Origin of the sequence: Paraconexibacter antarcticus (genome assembly GCF_024220175.1) — a bacterium.
In the GTDB taxonomy this organism is placed as follows: Bacteria; Actinomycetota; Thermoleophilia; order Solirubrobacterales; family Solirubrobacteraceae; genus Paraconexibacter; species Paraconexibacter antarcticus.
The window spans coordinates 3,219,632-3,239,905 of record NZ_CP098502.1 but is presented as its reverse complement, the minus strand read 5'-3'; the positions used below and the strand labels follow the sequence as shown (position 1 = coordinate 3,239,905).

The following is a 20,274-nucleotide window of genomic DNA, read 5'->3' as shown; positions in this document are numbered from 1 at the left end:
GCAGCCGCTACAGCTCGGCGAGCCGCGGCCCCGCCGTCTCGCACAGCTTCGTCACCCACGCCGCCGGGTCGGGCGCGAACGGGCTGACCCAGACCTTCGTGACGCCGAGCTTCGCGTACTCGGCCATGCTCGACAGGAAGCCGTCGACGTCGACGACGGGGTCGCCGTTGAAGATGATCGTCTTCTCGATCTCCGCCTCGTCGCGGCCCTCGGCGTCGCAGTGGCCGCGCAGGACGTCGAGCTTGTGCGCGACGACCGACGGGTCGGGCGCGAAGAGGTTGCAGGCGTCCGCGTACCGGGCGACGAGCAGCAGCGTCTTGCGCTCGCCCGACCCGCCGATGAGGATCGGCGGCGCCGGTGCCGAGATCGGCCGCGGCGTGCAGATCGTCTCGGCGAGCCGGAAGTGCTCGCCGTCGAACGGGCCGTCGTCGTCGCTCCACATCTGGCGAACGATCTGCAGCGTCTCCTCGAGGCGCTCGAAACGCTCGCCGAGGGGCGGGAACGGGACGCCGAGGCCGCGGTGCTCACGCTCGTACCAGGCGGCGCCGATCCCGAGCTGCGCGCGGCCTCCGGAGAGGACGTCGAGCGTCGTGACCGTCTTCGCGAGCAGCCCGGGGTGCCGGTACGTCACGCCGGTCACGAGCAGTCCGAGGCGGATCCGCGAGGTCTGGCCCGCGAGGAAGCCGAGGGACGTGTAGCCCTCGAGCATCGGGTCCTCGGAGCGGCCGATCGACTCCATCTGGAACCAGTGGTCCATGAGGGTGAACGTCGACGCGCCCCCGTCCTCGGCCGCGCGGGCGGTCGCGGCGAGGGCCGGACCGAGCGCCTCCGGGCCGCCGGGGAGCGTGAAGTTCGGGAAGTGCACCGCGAGTTCCATGCGCCCAGCCTAGGACGCCGGTCCGCGGCAGGCGCGGGCAACGCGCGCCGAGGGCAGAGCGGGTACCCGCCGGCGCGGGCGGGCGACGCAGGTCCTCACGAATCTCTCACGGAGGGTGAGGGGCACCTGAGAACGACCGCTCACCGGGGTCGCGGGCCGTCATAAACGTCCGCAGTCCGGCTCACCCCCGAAGAAACGAGTGCCTCCCATGCCGACCCTGTCCCTGCCTGACGCCCGCACCGCCGTCGCCGCGGCCGCCGCCGTCGGCTTCCTCGTCGCCCCCGGCGCCGCCCACGCCAGGCCCGCCTGCGGCGTCGACAGCGTGCCCTGCCCACAGCCCGTCGCGCACGTCGGGACGTTCAACGGCGGCGGCAAGGCGCTGCTCGCGGTGAAGGCGCTGCCGCGCACGGGCTCGAAGACGATCCGCCGCGTGCGCAGCGGCGCGAAGGCGTACATCGTCTGCCAGACCAACGGCTCGTCGGTGACCGGCCCGTACGGCACGAGCCGCATCCGGGACCGCCTCGAGAAGGGTGGCTACATGAGCGACACCCGGGTCTACACCGGTAGCGACGGCCGCGTCGCGCCCGACTGCTCCCACGCCGGCCCCCACCCCCACGCCGGCCGCCACCCCGGACAGGTTCAGGTACGACGATCCGGGCCCCTGGACCGGCCCGAGCGGCTGCGCCCCCGGCTTCACCGCCGGTGCCCAGGCGTTCGGGCCGACAACTGGGCCCTGGCCCGGGCGATGGGCATCCAGGAGATCATCTGGAACCACCGGATCTGGACCTCCTACCACCACGCCGAGGGCTTCCGCGCGTACACCGGCCCGAACCCGCACACCGAGCACATGCACATCGGGCTGAACCGGGCCGGCGCCGCGAAGCGGACGTCCTTCTACCGCTGAGCCGTCGTGCCTGAGGGCGGGCGTCCGGCGACGGACGGCCGCCCGCAGAACCCGCGGGCCCGTCGGACAGCCGATGGGCCCCGACGGTCTCTACCGGTTCGATCGGCTTCGGCGCTCACCCCGTGAGGCTCGTCTGCCCCGGGAGGGTCGCCGGCGTGGCCGCGCGCGCGTCCCCGGCGGACGGTCCGGCCGGGCGCTCGGACGCCGCGACGACCTCCGCGTGCGGCACCGCGCCACCGTCGATCGTCAGCTGCAGCTCGTTCCCCGGACCCACGAGCGGGATGTCGGCACCGGCACTCATCGGCCAGGGATTCTCCCGCGGACGCCCGATCCCTGCCCGCTCGCGGACGCACCGCGCACGAGGGTCTGGCGTGTCGCAGCGGCGAGATGGGGCAAGCTACGGGCGTGTCCACGATCACGGGAGCGGTCCAGGAGGCGGAGGTGGCCGGCATCAGCGCGCACGCGGTCACCGTCACGGCCGGCGGGCAGACGATCCTGCGCGAGGCGACCCTCGAGGTGCCGGTCGGCAAGCTCGTCGCCGTCATCGGCGCGAGCGGCTCGGGCAAGTCGACGCTGCTGCGCGCGCTCGCCGGGGTGCTGCTCCCGGCCGGCGGGACCGTCCACGTCGGCGGCGTCCCCGTCCGGCAGCGCATGACCGACGTCGGCTACGTCCCCTTCGGCACGCTCGTGCACCCCGAGCTCACCGTCCGCGAGGCGCTCCGCTACGCCGCCGAGCTGCGGTTGCCGCCGGGGACGAGCGCGGCCGACCTCGACGCCCGCGCCGACGAGGTCATTGCCGCGCTCCACATGGGCGAGCAGGCCGACGTCCGCATGGCGAGCCTCTCCGACGGCCAGCGCCGCCGTGCGTCGTGCGGCATCGAGCTCGTCGGCCGCCCGTCGGTCCTGCTCCTCGACGAGCCCGCCACCGGCCTCGACGCCGTCCTCGAGCAGCGCATGATGGAGCTCCTGCGCGGCCTCGCCGACGAGGGGCGCGGCGTCCTGCTGTCGACCCACGCGACGAGCAGCCTCGGCCTCTGCGACGTCGTCGCGGTCATGGCACCAGGCGGCGAGCTGCGCTTCGTCGGCAGCCCGCAGGAGATGCTCGAGCGCTTCGGCGTGCAGAACTTCGACCAGGTGTACGTCGCGCTCGCGCTCGAGGAACCGCGGCGCCCCGAGGGCGGCGGCGCCGACCGCCCCGCCCCCGCCCCGCCGCGCGGCGCCCGCGCGCCCCGCGGCGTCGCGCCGCCGCTCGCGACCCAGGCCCGCGTCCTCGCCCGCCGCTACGCGCAGTGCACGCTGCGCAACCGCCGTCAGCTGACGATCCTCGTCGGCCAGGCGCCGGTCATCGGCCTCGCGATCGGGTTCGCCCTCCCCCACGACATCCTGTCCGACCAGACGCTCGGCCAGTACTACGGCGTGATGCTCTGCTTCCTGCTGCTCGTCGGGGCGATCTGGCTCGGCATCATCGCCGCCTGCCGTGAGGTCGTGCGCGAGCGCGCCATCCTCGCGCGGGAGACGGCCATCGGCGTCCGCGTCGACGCCTACCTGTGCGCGAAGTGCGCCGTCCTGCTCCCGCTCTCCGCCGTCCAGGTCGTGCTGCTCGTCGTTCCGGTCTTCGTCCTGCAGCCGCCCGGCGCCGGCGTGAGCGGGGACGTCCAGATGCTCGCCGTCTGCGTCGCGGCGAGCTGGGCCGCGGTCGCGATGGGCCTGTGGCTGTCGGCGGCGGTGACGAGCTCCGACCAGGCGACGAGCTCGGTCCCGCTCGTCCTCATCCCGCAGCTGCTGCTCGCCGGGGCGATCATCCCGCTCGCGACGATGATCGCGCCGCTGAAGCTCGTCGCGAACCTCACGGTCTCACGCTGGGCGCTCACGGGCCTCGGCTCCGCGATGCACCTCGACACGCGCCTCTCGGGGGACATCGGGACGGTGACGGGCTTCGACCCGACGTTCTACTCGGTCCCGGTGCCGCTGACGATCGGCATCCTCGCCGGCGGGATGCTCATCATGCTGTCGGCGGCCGGCTTCCGCCTGGACCGCGGCCTCGTCCGCTGACGCGCCCGCGAGCCGCGGGCCACGCGTCAGCGCGCTCCGGACTGTGAGGGCCCGACGTGGCGCCGCAGCCACGTCACCATCGGCGCGGCGGCGTCGAGCGGCTCGCGGATGTGGTCGTACGCGGCGGGCCGGTGCAGCCACTTCGCGATCGGCATCGTCGCGGAGACGGTGAGGCTCTTCCGGCGCAGCAGCTCGGCGCGTGGATGGTCGGAGTCGTACCCGCGCGGCACCCGCAGGAGGTCCGGGTCGTTCAGCGCGAGCCCGGCGGCCCGCGCGACGGCGAGCGCGCGGGTGAGCGCGGCGGCCTTGCGGCCGTCGTCGATCGCGGCGCGCAGGCGGGTCACCTGGTCGGGCTTCGGGTTGTGCAGCCCGGCGGCGAGGAAGAGGCCGTCGATCGAGAGCTGCACGTACCAGCCGCCCGCGCCCTCGTAGCCGACGGCGAGCCCGAGGTGCTCCTTGATCGGCGGGCCCGGGCGGAAGCGCTGGTCGTTCCACGGCCGGAAGAGCTTCGGGGTGCCCAGATCGGACAGGGCCTCGCCGAGCGCGGTCGTCGGCAGCACGCACGCCTCGTCGTAGCGCGCGCGGTTTGCCTTGAACCACTCCCGATCGTTGTGGGCCTCCAGGTCGGCGAGGAACGTCAGCGCCTCCGGTGGCCAGCCGGAGAAGGCGGGCATCCCCCTACCCTGCCGAGTTCGCGGCCCGCCGTCCACCCCTCCGGGGCGGAAAATGCGACAGACCTGCACCTTTGGACGGATGGGCGGATGCCGGCGGTGCGTCCACTGCCGACCGGCGCGGCGCCCGCGGGCCGCACCGTCCGGTACAACCCCGCGATGGCCGACGACCGTCTCCCGCCCGCCGTCCGGGCGCTCATCTCCGCGGGGACGAAGCTCGCCCGCTCGACGACGGCCGGCCGGATCGCCTTCGCCGGCGCCCACACCGTCGTCGACCCCGCCGCGCTGCCCGAGCGCTACCGCGACGACATCATGGCCGAGCTCCTCGACGCGGCCGCCGGCGTCGAGCCCGTCGAGCCCAAGGCGGTGACGAAGGCGCTGAAGGACGCCTGGGGACGGGACCCCGCGAAGGTCGTCGACGGCCTCGACGCGGCGGCTCCGCTCGCGGTCACGCCCGGCGCGCAGACGCACCGCGCGAGCGTCGACGGCGAGGACGTCGTCGTGAAGCTCCTGCGGCCCGGCCTGCGTGAGTCGATCCGCTCGGACCTCGGGCTCCTCGAGACGCTCGCCGCCCCCGCGCGGGCCGCGTTCCCCGCCCTCGACGCGGGCGCCCTCATCCGCGAGGCCCGCGAGCGCATCCTCGACGAGCTCGACCTCGAGCACGAGGCGGCGACGCAGCGCACGGTCGCGCGGGCGCTCCGGCGCCACCCGTCGATCACCGTCCCCTCCCCCATGTCCGACCTCTGCCACGACGGCGTCATGGTCAGCGCGCACGTGGCGGGCCCGACGCTCGCCGACGCCCTGCCCACGGGCGAGGACGCGGCCGCCGTCGCCCGGACGCTGCTGCGCGCGGCCATCGGCCTCCCGCGCACGGCCGGGCTCGTCCACGCCGACCTCGAGCCGGCGAACGTCATCGTCACCGGGCCGGGGACGATCGCGCTCGTCGACCTCGGGGCGACGCGCCGGGTGGACGGCGCGCGCCTCGATCAGGCCCTCGACGCGCTCGCGGCCCTGCGCGCCGGTGACGAGGCGGCGTTCACGGCGGCCGTCACCGGGCTCGGCCTGCTCCCGGACGCGGAGAGCTGTGCGGTCGCGATGCGCCTCCTCCGCGAGGCCGGCGCCGAGCTGCTCACCGGGCCGGCCCGGCTCGACGCTGCCGCCCTGCTCGCGCTCGGCACCCGGATCGAGGGGCAGGTCGACGAGGGCTTCGCGCTCGCGACGAAAGTGAGGCTCGACCCGCAGGACCTGTGGCCCGCGCGGATGCTCGGCACGCTCGTTTCGACGCTCGCGCGCCTCGGCGTCACCGAGGACTGGGTCGCGCTCGCGCTCGAGGCCGGCCGGGAAGGCTGCTGACCCGCCGCCCGTAGAGGGCCGGCCACCGCGCCTTGACGGGGCCCTCGCGGGGCGGCGATGCTCGACCGCGGTCGGGCGCACCCCGCGCCCGCGGTCAGGAGGAGCCCACGTGTCCCGTCCCCCCGTGCGCAGCGGTGTCGTCGCCGTGCTCAGCGCGCTGTCCCTGATGACCGGCGTCGCCCACGCCGACGGTCCCGGGTCCGGCACCCCCTGGGTCGCCACGGTCGGCGACTCCTACATCTCCGGCGAGGCCGGGCGCTGGGCCGGCAACAGCAACAACGGCGAGCAGTACATCGACGCGCTCGGCGCGACGGCGTACGACGACAACGCCTCGAACACGGGCGAGCAGATCGAGCGGTGCCACCGCTCGAAGGCGGCGGAGGCGTACATCGGGGCGGGGGTGAGCGGCGTGAACTTCGCATGCTCGGGCGCGACGACCGCGACGACGACCGGCAACTACTTCAAGCCCGGCCTGGACTTCTACGACGACGGCGCGGGCCACCAGGGCCAGGCGAAGATGCTCCAGGCCTTCGCGGCGACCCACAACGTGAAGCTCGTCCCGCTGTCGATCGGCGGCAACGACTTCAACTTCGGCTCGGTCGTGCAGTCGTGCGTGTCGGACTTCCTCAGCTCGCCGACGTGGTGGAAGAACTACTGCAACGACGACTCGTCGGTCACGGCGAACTTCACGAGCGCGAACGTCTCCGCGAAGACGACGCTCATCAAGAACGCGATCCTGAACATCCGCACGGCGATGGCGAACGCGGGCTACAGCGCCGCGCAGTACACGATCCTCGTGCAGGACTACGAGTCGCCGATCCCGTCCGGCAGCGGCTTCCGCTACGGCGAGTCCGGCTACGGCCGCCAGTCGACCGGCGGCTGCGGCTTCTGGAACAACGACGCCAACTGGCCGAACAGCACGGCGCTGCCAACGATCAACAACGCGGTGAAGAACGCGGCGGCGCAGACCGGCCTGAGCAACGTGAAGGTCCTCGAGCTGCAGAGCGCGTTCAACGGGCGGCGGCTGTGCGAGAACACCGTCGGCCTCATCGAGGAGAAGGGCCTCAGGTCGTGGCAGAGCCCGGGCGCGGTCGACCAGACCGAGTGGGTCAACCAGATCCGGACGGTCTCCACGGCGAACAGCGACTACTACATCCAGGAGTCGCTGCATCCGAACTACTGGGGCCAGAAGGCGCTGCGCAGCTGCATCCGCCAGGCGTACAACGGGGGCACCCCGAAGGGCGGCACCTGCACGCGCTCGGGCAACGGCCTGAACGCGTACGGCGAACCGGTCATGACGCTCGGCTGAGCTGCCCTCCGCGATGGCCGCGCCGTCCGGGCGCGGCCACCACGTCGCCGGGCCGTCCCTCCGCGTAGGCTGGTCGCGATGCCCGACCAGCTGCGCCCCCTCTTCGACCGGATCGTCATCAAGGAGCTCGAGCCCGACCGCATGCGCAAGTCGGGCCTCGTCGTCCCCGCGGGGACGCACGAGCCGCCGCCGCAGCACGGCATCGTCCTGGCCGTCGGGCCGGGCATCGACTGGTGGGAGAGCGCCGGCCTGCGGATGCCCGTCGCCCCGGGCGACCACGTCGTCTTCCCCGCCTCCGCGGGCGCGTGGGTCGAGGTCGCCGAGGAGCGCCTGCTCGTCTGCCGCGTCGGCGAGGTGCTCGGCGTCATCGAGCGCGCGGAGGACATCGTCCGCGAGGCCGAGCACCGCCGCGGCGACGAGGCCTGAGCCCGGGACGGCGGTGGTTCAGGGCGCGAGGCGCTCCACGCCCCACGGCGCCGTCGGCCCGCCGCCGATCCGGTGGTAGCGCAGCCGGTCGTGCAGGCGGTCGGCGCGGCCCTGCCAGAACTCGACGGTCCGGGGCCGGACGCGGATCCCGCCCCACGCGGCGGGCCGGGGCACGGGCGTCCCCTCGGGGTAGGTGCGCCGGAGGGCGTCGAGGGCGTCGGTGAGGTCGTCGCGCGAGCGGATGATCGACGACTGCCTGCTCGCGAGCGCGCCGAGCTGCGAGCCGCGCGGGCGCCGCGCGAAGTACGCGTCGGCGACCGCGTCCGGGACGCGCTCGGCGTCGCCGGTGACGACGACCTGGCGCTGCAGGTCAATCCACGGGAAGACGAGGGAGACGGCCGGGTTCGCCGCCGCCTCGCGGCCCTTGCGCGAGTCGTGGTTCGTGAAGAGGACGAGCCCGTCCTCGTCGAGGCCCTTGAGGAGGACCGTCCGCGCGCTCGGGCGCCCGTCGGCGTCGGCCGTCGCGAAGATCATCGCGTTCGGCTCCGTCAGCCCGGCGGTCCCGGCGTCCGCGAGCCACGCGCGCAGCTGGGTGAGCCAGTCGGGCGCGAGGTCCTCCTCGGCGAGGCCGCCGAGCTCGTACGAGCGGCGCATCGCCTGCAGGCGGGCGTCGTGGTCGTCGTGGTCGGCGGGGTCGGGCACGCCCGCCAGGATAGATCGGGAGGTTCGTCCGACGCGGGACTACTACTACGTGGCACGGATGACCACCCCCGACCTCACGCGCGTCGTCGTGCGCGTCATCGTCATCGTCCTGCTGACGGTCGGCGCGCTGGAGCTCGTCTGGCTCGTGCGCACCTCGCTGAGCTGGATCGTCCTGGCGCTCTTCGTCGCGGTCTCGATGTCGCGGCCCGTCGGCCGCCTGGAGCGCCGCATGCCGCGCGGGGCCGCCATCGCGGTGAGCTACCTCGCGCTGTTCCTCGTCCCGGTCGTCATCGCGGCGCTCATCATCCCGACGATCGTCAGCGGCGGGCAGGACCTCGCGCGCAAGGCCCCGGGCTACGTGAACGACCTGCAGGACTCGGTCGCGAAGAACCCGAAGCTCAGGAAGCTCGACCGCCAGTACGGCATCACCGACAAGCTCCAGGTGGAGGCGGCGAAGCTCCCGAGCAAGGCCGGCGACGCCGCCGGCGTGCTGAAGGACGTCGGCGTCGGCGTCGTCAACTCGGTCTTCACCGCCGTGACGATCATGGTCCTCAGCATCTTCATGGTGGCCGGCGGGCGCGGCTGGGTGCTCTCGGCGCTGCAGGCGATCCCCGACGAGGACCGGCGCGCCCGCGTGCAGCGGGCGCTGGAGACGTCGGCCACCGCGGTCGGCAATTACGTCGGCGGGGTCCTCGCGCAGATGTCGATCGCCGGGCTGAGCACGTTCGTCGTGCTCGAGATCCTCGGTGTCCCCTTCGCCGCGCCGCTCGCGGTCGGGATGGCGCTCTTCGACGCGATCCCGCTCGTCGGAGCCTCGCTCGCCGCGGTGCTCATCGGTCTCGTCACTGTCTTCTCCGGCTTTCCCGGGACCACGATCGCCTGGGTCATCTGGGCCGTCGTCTACCAGCAGATCGAGAACTACCTCATCCAGCCGCGCATCCAGAGCAAGGCGGTCGACGTGCACCCGTTCGTCGTCCTCGTCTCGGTGCTCTTCGGCTCGAGCCTCTTCGGCATCGCCGGCGCGCTGCTCGCGATCCCGGTCGCCGCCTCGATCCAGATCGGCGTCCGCGAGTACCTGCACTACCGCGCGGCGCTGCGCGGTGAGGCGGCCCCCGCGATCGCGGGGGACCCGCCGCCGGCCACCGCCTGACGGTCCCGGCGCTCAGCCGTCCATCAGCGCGAGCGGCAGCCCGCCGCACGCCTCGGCCCGCACGGTGACGATGCGCCGTCCGGGCTGGACCGCGTCACGCACGGCGCCGGCGCCCTCCCCGAGCAGCGCGACCGCCGCGTCGAGATCCTCGACGAGGAAGCTCAGGCCCCACAGGGCGGCGGGCCCGTCGCCGGCGTGCTGCAGCGGGCCGACGACCTCGACGATCGCCTCCCCGTGCCGGAAGAAGCCCTGCCGCAGCGCGCGGCTGCCGGTGCCGGCGGTCCGCTCCCGTCGCAGCTCCATGCCGGTCGCCTGCAGCGCGGCGAACGTCCGCCCGGTGTCCGGGGTCCGGAGGACGACGTGGTCGAGCGCGCGGGCGGTGTTCGGGTGCGGCGCGCCCGCGGCGGGCGGCGCGTCGGTCCACGTGGTCGGCAGCCCGTCGACGGTGTCCGGCGTCGCCGCGGCCGGGCCGCGGAGCGTCCAGCCGGGCAGCAGCGGCGCGCCCTCGGCCGCAGCGCCGATGACCTCGAGCGTCGTGGCGCCGACGACGCACGTGCCGTCCTCGTCGACCGCGAACCCGAGCGCGGCCCAGACCGGCGGGTCGAGCGCGACGTCGATGGCGGCGAGCGCGGGGCCGGGCATCGTCAGGAGGCGAGCTCGGTGATGGCGGGGGCGGCCGCTCCGGCGTCCGCGAGCGCGGCCATCCCGGCCTCGGCGGCGAGCCGGCTGTACGGGCCGCCGGCGGCGACGAGCTCGTCGTGGGTCCCGCGCTCGGCGACGGCACCCTTCTCGAGCACGACGATCTGGTCGGCGTCGCGGACGGTCGAGAGGCGGTGGGCGATCGCGATCGTCGTCCGGCCGGAGGCGAGGGCGTCGAGCGCCTCCTGCACGGCGCGCTCGGTCTCGTTGTCGAGCGCGCTCGTCGCCTCGTCGAGGAGCAGGACCGGCGGGTTGCGCAGGACGGTCCGGGCGATCGCGATGCGCTGTTTCTCACCGCCGCTGAAGCGGTAGCCGCGCTCCCCGACGACCGTGTCGTAGCCGTCGGGCAGGCCCATGATCTGGTCGTGGATGCGCGCGGCGCGCGCGGCGGCCTGCAGCTCGTCGTCCGTCGCGTCCGGCCTGGCGAAGCGCAGGTTGTCGGCGATCGACGCGTGGAAGAGGTAGGTCTCCTGCGAGACGAGCCCGACGATGCTCGAGAGCGAGCCGAACGTGAGGTCGCGGACGTCGACGCCGTCGATCGAGACGGTGCCCGAGGTCGCGTCGTAGAGCCGCGCGACGAGGTACCCGAGCGTCGTCTTGCCCGAGCCCGTCTCCCCCACGATCGCCGTCGTCGTCCCGGCCGGGACCTCGAGCGTCACGCCGGCGATCGTCGGCCGGGCCGACGCGGGGTCGTAGGCGAAGACGACGTCGTCGAAGCGGACGTCGCCGCGGACCTGCGCGGGGCCGAGGTCGACGGGGTGCTCGCGCTCGTCGATCTCCACCTCGAGGTCGAGGTACTCGAAGATCCGCGTGAAGAGCGCGAGCGACGTCTGCATGTCGATCCCGACGCTCAGCAGCGACTGGATCGGGAAGAAGACGCGCGTCTGCAGCTGCGTGAAGGCGACGAGCGTGCCGAGCGAGATCGCGTTCGAGCCGCTGGCGAGCGACTCCCCGGCGAACCAGTAGGCGAGCGCCGGCATGATGGCGAAGCTCATCTGCACGGACGCCATCCGCCAGCGGCCGGCCATCCGGGAGCGGACCTCGAGGTCGGCGAGCTCGCGGCTCTCGGCGGTGAAGCGCTCGGCGAGCTCGTCGGCCTTGCCCATCGTCTTGCCGAGCAGGATGCCGCTGACCGAGAGCGACTCCTCGACGAGCGCGCTCATGTCGGCGAGGCGGCCCTGCTTCTTCGTCGTCAGCCGCTTGCGCTCGTTGCCGACGCGGCGGGTGAGCGCGACGAAGAACGGGAGCAGGACGAGGGAGAACGCAGCGAGGCGCCAGTCGAGGACGATCATCGCGACGACGACCGCGAGCACCGTCGTGACGTTCGAGACGATCGAGGTCGCCGTCGTCGTGACGACGTTCTGCACGCCGCCGATGTCGTTCGCGATGCGGCTCTGGACCTCGCCGGTGCGGGTGCGGGTGAAGAAGGCGAGGCTCAGGCGCTGCAGGTGCCGGTAGACCGCGGCGCGCAGGTCGTGCATGACGCGCTGGCCCACGAGGTTCGAGAGGTACGTCTGCCCCACGCCGAGGACGCCGGTGAGGATCGAGATGACGACCATGCCCGCGACGAGCAGCGTCAGCAGGCCGGTGTCCCGCTGCGGGATCGCCGTGTCGAGGATGCCGCGCAGGAGGAACGGCGAGACCATCCCGAGGCCGGCCGAGATGACGATGAGCCCGAGCACGCTGCCGAGCGTCCGGCGGTGCGGCCGGAAGAGGCGCATGATCCGGCGCAGCTGGCCGGGCGGCAGGGGGTCGGGCTTCTCGCTCACGTCCCGTGCAGTGTAGCGGGCAAAGGTTGAGGTGCTCAACCTTTCGGGCGGTCAGCGATTCTTCTTCCGGGCCTGACGCTGGCGCTTGGCCCTCGCGCGGGCCTTCGCCTTGCTCTGCGCCTTCGTCGCGGCGGCGGCGCTGCCCGTGTGCGAGCCCGCGCGTTCCTTCTCGGTCACCGGCGCGGCCTTGCGCGCGTCGCTGACGATCGCGAAGCCGATGCCGCCGAGCAGGGCGACGCCGGCGAGGAAGATCATCACCTCCTGGAAGCGCGAGAGCCCGCCGTTGTCGACCGTCGTGGTGGACGAGCTCGTCGTCGCCTGCGTCGACGTGTCCGTCTGCGCCTGCGGCAGCGGCGTGAACGGATTGGACTGCGCACCCGCGGTCGCCGGGACGGCGGCCGCGAGCAGGACGCAGCCGAGGACGAGGAGCCGGGCGGTCACGGAGCGCATCGGCGCCGGAATGTAGCGACGGAGGGGGCGTGCGGCCATCACGCGGTCGTCCGGGCGACCCGGGCCGCGGCGAGCGCGAGCGCCGCGTTGAAGGCCCCGGCGAGGTACAGGCCCTCGCGTGCCCCGGGCCGGGAGATGGCCGGCGACCGGCTCCACACGATGTCGGTCGCGATCTCGGTCCCGCGCAGCCAGGCCACGGCCCACCAGTCCTCCGGCCGGCCGCGGCGGTGCGCGACGAGGTGCGCGGCGGCGAACGTCAGCCAGATCGGCCCGCAGCGCCGGAAGAGCTCGCGCGCGTCCTCCGACGGGGCCTCGTGGCCGAGGGCCTGGAGCGTCTGATCGGGCGCGAGCAGCGCGCCCGTCCCGAGCGCGAGGTCGAAGGCGATCATGTTGCGGTTCGTGAAGCGCACGAGCGCGGTCAGGTCCATGGTCGGCGAGCCTATAGCGGGCGCCCCACCCGGCAGGCCACGGGGGCACGGTGGTCGCTAGATTCACGGCCATGGCCAAGCAACGGCAGGTCCGGATGGAGCAGGGTGGCCGCGGCGCCCTCGCCGCGATGCAGGCGCTCGAGACGAAGAGCGACGAGGAGCTGCTGCGCGAGACCCGCTTCAAGGCCGCTGCGCAGGCGATCCTCGGGGCCCGCGCCGCCGAGCGCTACGACGCCGACGCCGCGCGCGCGTACTTCCGCACCGCCATCGCGTCCGCCCGCCCCCAGGAGCGCCTCCAGCTCCAGCGCATGGCGAACGCCTCCCTCGCGCTCGCCGAGCGCCGCCCCGACGACCTGAAGAAGGCGGTCGAGGCGCTCGGCCAGACCCCGCCGTCCAACCGCCAGCTCTTCCTGCTCCGGGTCATGGGCCTGCTCGCGCCGCCCGCGTCCGCCTCCACGGCGATCAAGGCCCGCGGGTACGCGCTCATCGTCGGCATCGTCCTGCTGCTGCTCCTCATCGGGTTCGCGCTCGTCGAGCTCATCTCCCTGCCCTTCGGCGGCGGGGTCGGCATCGGCGGCGGCCTCATCCTCGGCTTCTTCCTCGTGCTCGTCGTCCTCGCCGTCCTCGCCTGGTTCGGGCGCCGGCGGCAGCGCAAGGCGATCGCGGGCCGCGGCGCGGGCCCCGGGTCCGGCAAGTCCTAGCCTGGGGACATGTGCGGTCGGTACTCGCTGTCGGGCCCGAACCCCGCGATCCTGCGGGAGCGGTTCGCGCTCGGTGACGACGTCCCGGTCCGCCGGCGGTGGAACGTCGCCCCGGGCGACGAGGTCCTCGCCGTCACGACCTCACGCGAGGGCGAGCCACGGCCCGACCTGCTGCGCTGGGGCCTCGTCCCCCACTGGGCCAAGGACGTCAAGGCGGGCTACAAGATGATCAACGCCCGGTCGGAGACGGCGGGCGAGAAGCCGGCCTTCTCGGGCGCGCTCGCCCGGCGGCGCTGCCTCATCCTCGCCGACGGCTTCTACGAGTGGCAGCCGCGCGAGGGGCGCAGGCGCAAGCAGCCCTTCTGGATCACCCGCGCGGACGGCGAGCCGTTCGCCTTCGCCGGGCTGTGGGCGACGTGGCACGGCGGCGAGGAGGAGGTCGTCCGCAGCTGCACGATCCTCACGACGGCCGCGAACGGCGCACTCGCGCCGATCCACGACCGCATGCCGGTCATCCTCCCCGGCCCCGACGCCGAGCGGCAGTGGCTCGACCACGGCTCGCCCCTCGGGCTCGTCCACGACCTCATGGCGCCGCTGCCCGACCGCGCGGTCGCCGCGCGCGAGGTCGGCTACGCGGTGAGCGACGCCCGCCACGACGAGCCGGACTGCCTGGACCCGCCGCCCGCGCCCGAGCCGGACGCGGAACCCACCCTCTTCTGAGCCGAAACCCGTCTTTCGTCCCCCGGTTGGGCTGAAAACGGGTTTCAGCGGTCAGAGGCCGGCGGGGACGACCTCGGGCCGCCCGAGGCCCTCGGCGACCGCCTCGGCGCGGACCGCCTCGGCGACCGCGTCGTGCACCTGCTGGTCCAGGACGTCGGGGACGAGCTCGCCGTCCGCCGCGAGCGCCGCGATCGCCCAGGCGGCCGCGAGCTTCATCTTCGTCGTGATGCGGTCCGAGCCCGCGAGCAGGGCGCCGCGGAAGATGCCCGGATAGGCGAGGACGTTGTTCACCGAGCGTCCGTCGGCGGCGAAGGCGGCCCCGGCGGCGCGGGCGACGAGCGGCTCGATCTCCCCCACCGGGTTCGTCAGCGCGAGGACGACCGAGCCGGCGCGGACCTGCTCGGGCGCGATGAGGCCCGGGCGGCCGGTCGTCGCGACGACGACGTCGGCGGTCGCGAGCAGCTCGTCCATGCCGACGATCTCCACGCCGGCGGCGCGGGCGCGGTCGTGGCTGCGCGGGTCCGGGTCGAAGGCGATGACGCGCGCGCCGCCGTCGTGCATGAGCGAGGAGATGCCGTAGCCCGCGGCGCCGAGCCCGATCTGCCCGACGACCGACTCGTCGAGCCGGCGGCCGACGTGGCGGCAAGCGGCGATCGCGGCGGCGACGGTGACGACCGCGGTCCCGTGGACGTCGTCGTGCATGACCGGCTGCGGCAGCCGCTCGATGAGGCGCCGCTCGATCTCGAAGCACATCGGCGCGCTGATGTCCTCGAGGTGGATGCCGGCGAAGGTCGGCGCGATCCGCACGACCGTCTCGACGAACTCGTCCTCGTCCTTCGTGTCGATGAGGATCGGCATCGCGCTGAGGCCCGCGAACTGCTGGTAGAAGACCGCCTTGCCCTCCATGACCGGCATCGAGGCGCGGGGGCCGATGTCGCCGAGGCCGAGGACGCGCGTGCCGTTCGTGCAGACCGCGACCGTCCGCCCGATCATCGTGTAGCGGGAGACGAGCGCCGGGTTGTCGGCGATCGCGCTGCAGACGCGGGCGACACCGGGCGTGTAGACGTCGCGCATCTCCTGCACGGTCTTCACCGGGCGGATCGGGTCGATGCGGAGCTTGCCGCCCTCGTGGCGGAGGAACGCCCGGTCGTGGTGCCAGATGACCCGCACGCCCTCCAGGGCGTTCAGGTCGTTCGCGAGCGCCCAGGCGTGGGCGGCGTCGCGCATCTCGACCGTGATCTCGCGCTCGGTCGAGTCGCGGTGCAGCGAGACGGTGAGGATGTCGCCGATCAGGCCCTCGTGCTTGGAGATGACGGTGGTCACGCGCGCGAGCTGGCCCGCGCGGTGCGGGATCTGGAGCCGGTAGGTGACGTCGAGCACGGGGGCGGCCGTCTACTTGACGCTGAGCGTTGCCTTCTCGATGAGGACCGGCTGCGAGGGCGGCCCGTCCTGCCCGTTCGTCGGCGGGATCGCGCCGATCGCCTTGGCGACGTCGAGGCCCTTCGTCACCCGGCCGGCGATCGCGTACTCGGGCGGCAGGCCCGCGTCGGCGCCGGTGACGATGAAGAACTGGCTGCTCGAGGCGCCCGCCGGGTCCGAGCCGGTCTTCGCCATCGCGACGACGCCCTGGCGGTAGGCCGCGTTGTCGCCCGGCGGCTCGACGACCTGGTAGCTCGCGCCGCCGGTCCCGTCGCCGTGCGGGTCACCCGCCTGCAGGACGAAGCCCGGCACGACGCGGACGACGCCGAGCCCGTCGTAGAAGCCGCTCTTCACGAGCGACGCGAACGAGGAGGCGGTGACCGGGTGGTCCTTCGCGTCGAGCGTGATCTGGATCTCGCCGCACGAGGTCTGCAGCGTGACGACGGCCTTCGCGGACGCGGGGAGCTTCGTCGTCGGCTTGGCGGACTTCTTCTTCACCGGGGCCTGCGCGTCGACGGTCCGGCAGCCGTTCGCGGCGGTGGCCGGAGCCGCGGCGGTGGTTGCCGCGGTGGTGGCGGTCGACGCCGTCGTCGTGGCCGTCGCGGCGGGCGCCGAGCTCGACGAGGAGGAGCCGCTCGACCCGCACGCCGCGAGGGCGAGCGTCAGGCCGGTGAGGACGACGGGCAGCAGGCGGCGGGGCACCGGCGCCAGGATAGAGGGAAGATACGGCCCGTGTCGGCGCCCGTGACCCTGCTCGTCAACCCCGCCGCCGGGGGTGGGCGGGCGCTCAAAGTGCTCCCGGGCGTGCAGGCGCGGCTGAGCGCGGCGGGCATCGAGCAGGACGTCCGCAGCACGAACAGCCTCGACCACGGGCGGGCGCTGGCCCGCGAGGCCGCCGCCGCCGGCCGCACCGTCGTGACGCTCTCCGGCGACGGGCTCGTCGGCGCCGTGGCGGGCGCCCTCGCCGGGGTCGACGGGGCCGTCATGGGCGTCCTCCCCGGCGGCCGCGGCAACGACTTCGCCCGCGTGGCGGGCATCCCGCCCGACGCCGTCGAGGCCTGCGAGGTCATCGTCGACGGCGTCGTCCGCCCGGTCGACCTCGGGGAGGTCGACGGCAGCCCGTTCATCGGGATCGCCTCGCTCGGCTTCGACTCGGACGCGAACCGCATCGCGAACGCCGCCTCGGCGCGGCTCGGGAACCTCGTATACGCCTACGGCGCCCTGCGCGCGCTCGTCTCCTGGACGCCGGCCGCCTTCACGGTGACCGTCGACGGCGAGGAGCACACCTTCTCGGGCTGGTCGGTGGCCGCCGCGAACTCGAAGGCCTACGGTGGCGGGATGTTCCTCGCCCCCGACGCCGACCTGCACGACGGCAAGCTCGACGTCGTGTTCGAGGCCCACTGCTCGCGGCTGCGGTTCCTGCGCATCCTCCCGATGCTCTTCAAGGGCACGCACGTCGAGCAGCCCGAGATCACGGTTTTGCGTGGCCGCGAGGTGTCCGTCGAGGCCGATCGGCCGTTCACGGTCTACGCCGACGGGGACCCGATCGGCGAGCTGCCCGCGACGATCCGCTGCCGGCCGGGCGCGGTCTCCGTCCTGCTGCCGCCGGAGAGCAGCGTGGCCCGGTGAAGGGGGCCGGCTGGAAGGGGACCGTTGCCCGCACCGCGGGCCGTGCGTCCCGTCTGAGCGGGCGCGGCGGCACGTCGATCCCCGGCAAGGTCCTGCTGCGGCTCGACCGCGACGCGATCGGCACCCTCGCCGCGGGGCTCGACCGCCGGGCGGCGATCTCGGCGACGAACGGCAAGACGACGACCGCCGCGATGGCCCACGCAATCCTCGCCCGCGGCGGCGCGCAGCTCGTGCACAACAGCGCCGGCGCGAACATGGCCGGCGGCATCGCGGCGACGCTCCTTTACGGCCGGGGCGACACCGGGCTCTTCGAGGTCGACGAGTTCTGGCTCGCCGGGGTCGTCAAGGGCCTCAGGCCCCAGGCGCTGCTGCTCGGCAACCTCTTCCGCGACCAGCTCGACCGCTACGGCGAGCTCGAGTCGATCGCCGACCGCTGGGCCCAGATCGTCAAGGACGCGGACCCGGCGACGACGCTCGTCCTCAACGCCGACGACCCGCTCGTCGCCGACCTCGGCCGCGAGCGCTGGCCGGCCGCCGAGCAGGCCGCCCACGACTCGGCCGCCGGGGCGCCCGGCGTCCTGACCTTCGGCGTCGAGGACACCGCGCTCGCGCTCGCGGGGCTCCAGCACGCGTCGGACTCCACGCACTGCCGCCGCTGTGGCGCGCCGTACCGCTACGACGTCGTGTTCCTCGGCCACCAGGGCCACTATCACTGCGAGGCCTGCGGGGCGACGCGGCCGGCGCCCGACGTGCGCGCGACCGCCATCCACCTCGACGGCGTGCGCGGCGCCCGCTTCACGCTCACGACGCCCGCCGGCAGCGCCGACGTCGCCCTCCCCCTCCCCGGCCTCTACAACGTCTACAACGCGCTCGGCGCCGCCGCCCTGACCCACGCGCTCGGCGCGCCGCTCGCCGACATCGTCGCGGGCCTCGGGGCGGTCGCCCCCGCGTTCGGCCGCGCCGAGACGGTGACGATGGACGGCCGCGAGCTGTCGATCCTGCTCGTCAAGAACCCGGCCGGCGCGAACGAGGTCCTGCGCACGCTCGCGCTCGAAGCGGGCGAGCACGACCTCTTCGCGGTCCTGAACGACAACATCGCCGACGGCCGCGACGTCTCGTGGATCTGGGACGCCGACTTCGAGCACCTCGCCGGGCACGTGCGCCGCGCGACGTGCGCCGGCACGCGCGCCGCCGAGATGGGGCTGCGGCTGAAGTACGCCGGCGTGCCCGCCGATCGCATCACCGTCGTCGAGGACGGGCTCGCCGCGGGCCTGGACCGCGCGATCGCCGGAGGCGACGGCCGCCTCTTCGCCCTGCCGACCTACACCGCGATGCTCCAGCTCCGTGAGGAGCTCACGCGCCGCGGCATCACCGGGAGCTCGTTCGGCTGATGGACACCGACTCCGGCAGGACCACGGACACGACGACGGCGGCCGACGACCGGCTGCTCGTCATCTGGCACGACATCGAGTGCGGCGGCTACGACGTCGACCTGCCGCTCTGGCGCGAGCTCGCCGGGCGGGGGGACGTCCTCGACGTCGGCGCCGGCACCGGGCGCGTGAGCCTGCACCTCGCCGCGCGCGGCGCCCGCGTCACCGCGCTCGACCTCCACGAGCCGCTGCTCGCCGCCCTCCGCGAGCACGCGGCGCGGCTGGACCTCGTCATCCCGACGATCGCGGCCGACGCCCGGGCCTTCGACACCGGCGGCGCGCGCTTCGACACCGTCCTCGTCCCGATGCAGACCCTCCAGCTGCTCGGGGGCGCGGAGGCCCGCGCCCGGTTCCTCGCGAGTGCCCGCGCCTGCCTGCGTCCCGGCGGCATCGTCGCCGCGGCGCTCGCCGACGCGCTCGAGGCCTTCGACGCCGAGCACACCGAGCCGCCGCTGCCGGACATGCGCGAGCTCGACGGCACCGTGTACTGCTCGCGGCCCGTCGCCGTCCGCGAGCACGAGCACACCGTCTCGATCGAGCGCATCCGCGAGACCGTCGACCGGGCCGGCCACCGCACCGTCGCGGGCGACGTCCTGCACCTCGACCGCGTGACCGCCGCCGAGTTCACGGCCGAGGGCGCCGCGCTCGGGCTCACGGCGCTCCCGCCGCGCGCGATCCCCCAGACCGACGAGTACGTCGGCTCCACCGTGGCGATGCTCCGTGCCTGAGCCCCTCCTCCAGACCCCGCCCGCCCCCGGGACCGGCCGCACGCTCCGCGTCTGCGCGCTGTACCCGGACCTCATGAACATCTACGCCGACCGCGGCAACCTCCTACTCCTGCAGCGGCGGTGCGCGTGGCGCGGCATCGGCTTCGAGCTCACCGGCGCCGGGCTCGGCGACGCGGTCGACCCCGACGCCCACGACCTCTTCTACATGGGCGGTGGGCAGGACCGCGACCAGGCGCTGTGCGCGCAGGACCTCGTCGACACCAAGCGCGAGGCGATCCACGCCGCCGCCGCCCGCGGCGCCGTCGTCCTCGCCGTCTGCGGCGGCTACCAGCTCCTCGGCCACTCCTACGAGCTCGGCGACGACCTCCTCCCCGGCGTCGGGCTGCTCGACCTGAAGACCGTCCGCCACGACGGCAAGCGCCTCATCGGGAACGTCGCGATCGAGGTCGAGCTCCCCGGGCTCGACGGGCCGCGCGTCGTCGCCGGCTTCGAGAACCACGGCGGCCGCACCCACCTCGCGGACGGCCAGCCGGCGCTCGGCCGCGTCCTGAAGGGGCACGGCAACACCGGCGAGAGCGGCACCGAGGGCGCGATGTCCCCCACGGGCACGGTCATCGGGACGTACATCCACGGGCCGCTGCTCCCGAAGAACGCGTGGCTCGCCGACTGGCTCACACAGCGCGCCCTCGGCCTCGAGGAGCCGCTGGCCCCGCTCGACGACGCCATGGAATCGGCGGCGCACGCGTCCGCGAAGGCGGCGGCGGGCCTGAGCTGACACCCGGAAGTACGACGTCCTGACGCAGGTTCGATCGGACGTCGCCTTTCAGGGGTATAGGGTGATCCACGCGCGGGCGGTC

At 74.1% G+C, this 20,274-nt stretch carries 22 protein-coding genes; 12 read left to right on the top strand and 10 right to left on the bottom strand.

Annotated features, from left to right (window positions below):
* Positions 1-7: 7 nt before the first annotated feature.
* Positions 8-877 carry an LLM class F420-dependent oxidoreductase gene (locus tag NBH00_RS15865; RefSeq protein ID WP_254569568.1) on the bottom strand — a complete coding sequence of 290 codons (870 nt, stop codon included), beginning with the start codon at positions 875-877 and terminating at the stop codon, positions 8-10.
* Between the two features lie 208 nt (positions 878-1,085).
* Between NBH00_RS15865 and NBH00_RS15860 the strand changes: the two genes are divergently transcribed.
* Positions 1,086-1,781, top strand: coding sequence for a VldE C-terminal domain-containing protein (locus NBH00_RS15860; RefSeq protein ID WP_254569567.1), 696 nt, complete (start codon positions 1,086-1,088; stop codon positions 1,779-1,781).
* Between the two features lie 115 nt (positions 1,782-1,896).
* On the opposite strand, the gene NBH00_RS15855 is transcribed toward NBH00_RS15860, so the two are convergent.
* Positions 1,897-2,082, bottom strand: a complete 186-nt coding sequence (locus NBH00_RS15855; protein WP_254569566.1) for a hypothetical protein — start codon at positions 2,080-2,082, stop codon at positions 1,897-1,899.
* A 104-nt stretch (positions 2,083-2,186) separates the two neighbouring features.
* Here NBH00_RS15855 and NBH00_RS15850 point away from each other — a divergent pair, with 104 nt between their 5' ends.
* Positions 2,187-3,833 (top strand): ABC transporter ATP-binding protein/permease, encoded by a 1,647-nt coding sequence (locus NBH00_RS15850; RefSeq protein ID WP_254569565.1) that lies wholly within the window; start codon positions 2,187-2,189, stop codon positions 3,831-3,833.
* Positions 3,834-3,859: 26 nt separating this feature from the next.
* Here NBH00_RS15850 and NBH00_RS15845 read toward each other — a convergent pair whose 3' ends face one another.
* A complete protein-coding gene (locus NBH00_RS15845; protein WP_254569564.1) occupies positions 3,860-4,507 on the bottom strand; it encodes a DUF2461 domain-containing protein in 648 nt (215 codons plus the stop codon).
* A 156-nt stretch (positions 4,508-4,663) separates the two neighbouring features.
* Here NBH00_RS15845 and NBH00_RS15840 point away from each other — a divergent pair, with 156 nt between their 5' ends.
* The 3 genes from NBH00_RS15840 to NBH00_RS15830 all read left to right on the top strand — a co-directional run bounded on the left by NBH00_RS15840 (position 4,664) and on the right by NBH00_RS15830 (position 7,592).
* Positions 4,664-5,857, top strand: coding sequence for an AarF/UbiB family protein (locus NBH00_RS15840; protein ID WP_254569563.1), 1,194 nt, complete (start codon positions 4,664-4,666; stop codon positions 5,855-5,857).
* A 109-nt stretch (positions 5,858-5,966) separates the two neighbouring features.
* Positions 5,967-7,166 (top strand): SGNH/GDSL hydrolase family protein, encoded by a 1,200-nt coding sequence (locus tag NBH00_RS15835; protein WP_254569562.1) that lies wholly within the window; start codon positions 5,967-5,969, stop codon positions 7,164-7,166.
* A gap of 78 nt (positions 7,167-7,244) precedes the next feature.
* Entirely contained in the window at positions 7,245-7,592 is a 348-nt protein-coding gene (locus NBH00_RS15830; protein ID WP_254569561.1) for a co-chaperone GroES, read from the top strand.
* 18 nt (positions 7,593-7,610) lie between these two features.
* Here NBH00_RS15830 and pdxH read toward each other — a convergent pair whose 3' ends face one another.
* Positions 7,611-8,246 carry a pyridoxamine 5'-phosphate oxidase gene (gene pdxH, locus NBH00_RS15825; protein WP_367401336.1) on the bottom strand — a complete coding sequence of 212 codons (636 nt, stop codon included), beginning with the start codon at positions 8,244-8,246 and terminating at the stop codon, positions 7,611-7,613.
* A gap of 106 nt (positions 8,247-8,352) precedes the next feature.
* On the opposite strand from pdxH, the gene NBH00_RS15820 reads away from it, so the two are divergent.
* A complete protein-coding gene (locus NBH00_RS15820) occupies positions 8,353-9,444 on the top strand; it encodes an AI-2E family transporter (protein ID WP_254569559.1) in 1,092 nt (363 codons plus the stop codon).
* A gap of 12 nt (positions 9,445-9,456) precedes the next feature.
* Here NBH00_RS15820 and NBH00_RS15815 read toward each other — a convergent pair whose 3' ends face one another.
* The 4 genes from NBH00_RS15815 to NBH00_RS15800 all read right to left on the bottom strand — a co-directional run bounded on the left by NBH00_RS15815 (position 9,457) and on the right by NBH00_RS15800 (position 12,790).
* The gene (locus tag NBH00_RS15815) at positions 9,457-10,086 is read right to left on the bottom strand and encodes a VOC family protein (RefSeq protein WP_254569558.1); all 630 of its coding nucleotides are present in this window, start codon (positions 10,084-10,086) and stop codon (positions 9,457-9,459) included.
* Between the two features lie 2 nt (positions 10,087-10,088).
* Positions 10,089-11,864: an ABC transporter ATP-binding protein gene (locus tag NBH00_RS15810; RefSeq protein WP_367401335.1), complete on the bottom strand. Its 1,776-nt coding sequence runs from the start codon at positions 11,862-11,864 to the stop codon at positions 10,089-10,091.
* Between the two features lie 99 nt (positions 11,865-11,963).
* Positions 11,964-12,362, bottom strand: coding sequence for a hypothetical protein (locus NBH00_RS15805; protein WP_254569557.1), 399 nt, complete (start codon positions 12,360-12,362; stop codon positions 11,964-11,966).
* 38 nt (positions 12,363-12,400) lie between these two features.
* Positions 12,401-12,790 (bottom strand): hypothetical protein, encoded by a 390-nt coding sequence (locus NBH00_RS15800; RefSeq protein ID WP_254569556.1) that lies wholly within the window; start codon positions 12,788-12,790, stop codon positions 12,401-12,403.
* Positions 12,791-12,861: 71 nt separating this feature from the next.
* On the opposite strand from NBH00_RS15800, the gene NBH00_RS15795 reads away from it, so the two are divergent.
* Complete coding sequence (locus tag NBH00_RS15795; RefSeq protein WP_254569555.1) at positions 12,862-13,491, top strand: hypothetical protein; 630 nt, start codon at positions 12,862-12,864, stop codon at positions 13,489-13,491.
* A 9-nt stretch (positions 13,492-13,500) separates the two neighbouring features.
* On the top strand, positions 13,501-14,211 hold the full coding sequence (locus NBH00_RS15790; protein WP_254569554.1) for an SOS response-associated peptidase: 711 nt from the start codon (positions 13,501-13,503) through the stop codon (positions 14,209-14,211).
* A 51-nt stretch (positions 14,212-14,262) separates the two neighbouring features.
* On the opposite strand, the gene NBH00_RS15785 is transcribed toward NBH00_RS15790, so the two are convergent.
* Together NBH00_RS15785 and NBH00_RS15780 are read right to left on the bottom strand one after the other, a co-directional pair.
* Positions 14,263-15,591 (bottom strand): NAD-dependent malic enzyme, encoded by a 1,329-nt coding sequence (locus tag NBH00_RS15785; RefSeq protein ID WP_254569553.1) that lies wholly within the window; start codon positions 15,589-15,591, stop codon positions 14,263-14,265.
* A gap of 12 nt (positions 15,592-15,603) precedes the next feature.
* The gene (locus tag NBH00_RS15780) at positions 15,604-16,332 is read right to left on the bottom strand and encodes a peptidylprolyl isomerase (protein ID WP_254569552.1); all 729 of its coding nucleotides are present in this window, start codon (positions 16,330-16,332) and stop codon (positions 15,604-15,606) included.
* A 30-nt stretch (positions 16,333-16,362) separates the two neighbouring features.
* Here NBH00_RS15780 and NBH00_RS15775 point away from each other — a divergent pair, with 30 nt between their 5' ends.
* Genes NBH00_RS15775 through NBH00_RS15760 form a run of 4 tightly spaced genes read left to right on the top strand, consistent with a single transcriptional unit; the run spans position 16,363 to position 20,192 of the window.
* Positions 16,363-17,259, top strand: coding sequence for a diacylglycerol/lipid kinase family protein (locus NBH00_RS15775; protein WP_254569551.1), 897 nt, complete (start codon positions 16,363-16,365; stop codon positions 17,257-17,259).
* Complete coding sequence (locus NBH00_RS15770; RefSeq protein ID WP_254569550.1) at positions 17,256-18,650, top strand: MurT ligase domain-containing protein; 1,395 nt, start codon at positions 17,256-17,258, stop codon at positions 18,648-18,650. Before NBH00_RS15775 ends, NBH00_RS15770 begins: the two co-directional genes overlap by 4 nt.
* Positions 18,650-19,417, top strand: a complete 768-nt coding sequence (locus tag NBH00_RS15765) for a class I SAM-dependent methyltransferase (protein WP_254569549.1) — start codon at positions 18,650-18,652, stop codon at positions 19,415-19,417. The genes NBH00_RS15770 and NBH00_RS15765 overlap by 1 nt, the downstream gene beginning before the upstream one ends.
* On the top strand, positions 19,410-20,192 hold the full coding sequence (locus tag NBH00_RS15760; protein ID WP_254569548.1) for a type 1 glutamine amidotransferase: 783 nt from the start codon (positions 19,410-19,412) through the stop codon (positions 20,190-20,192). The genes NBH00_RS15765 and NBH00_RS15760 overlap by 8 nt, the downstream gene beginning before the upstream one ends.
* Positions 20,193-20,274: the final 82 nt, after the last annotated feature.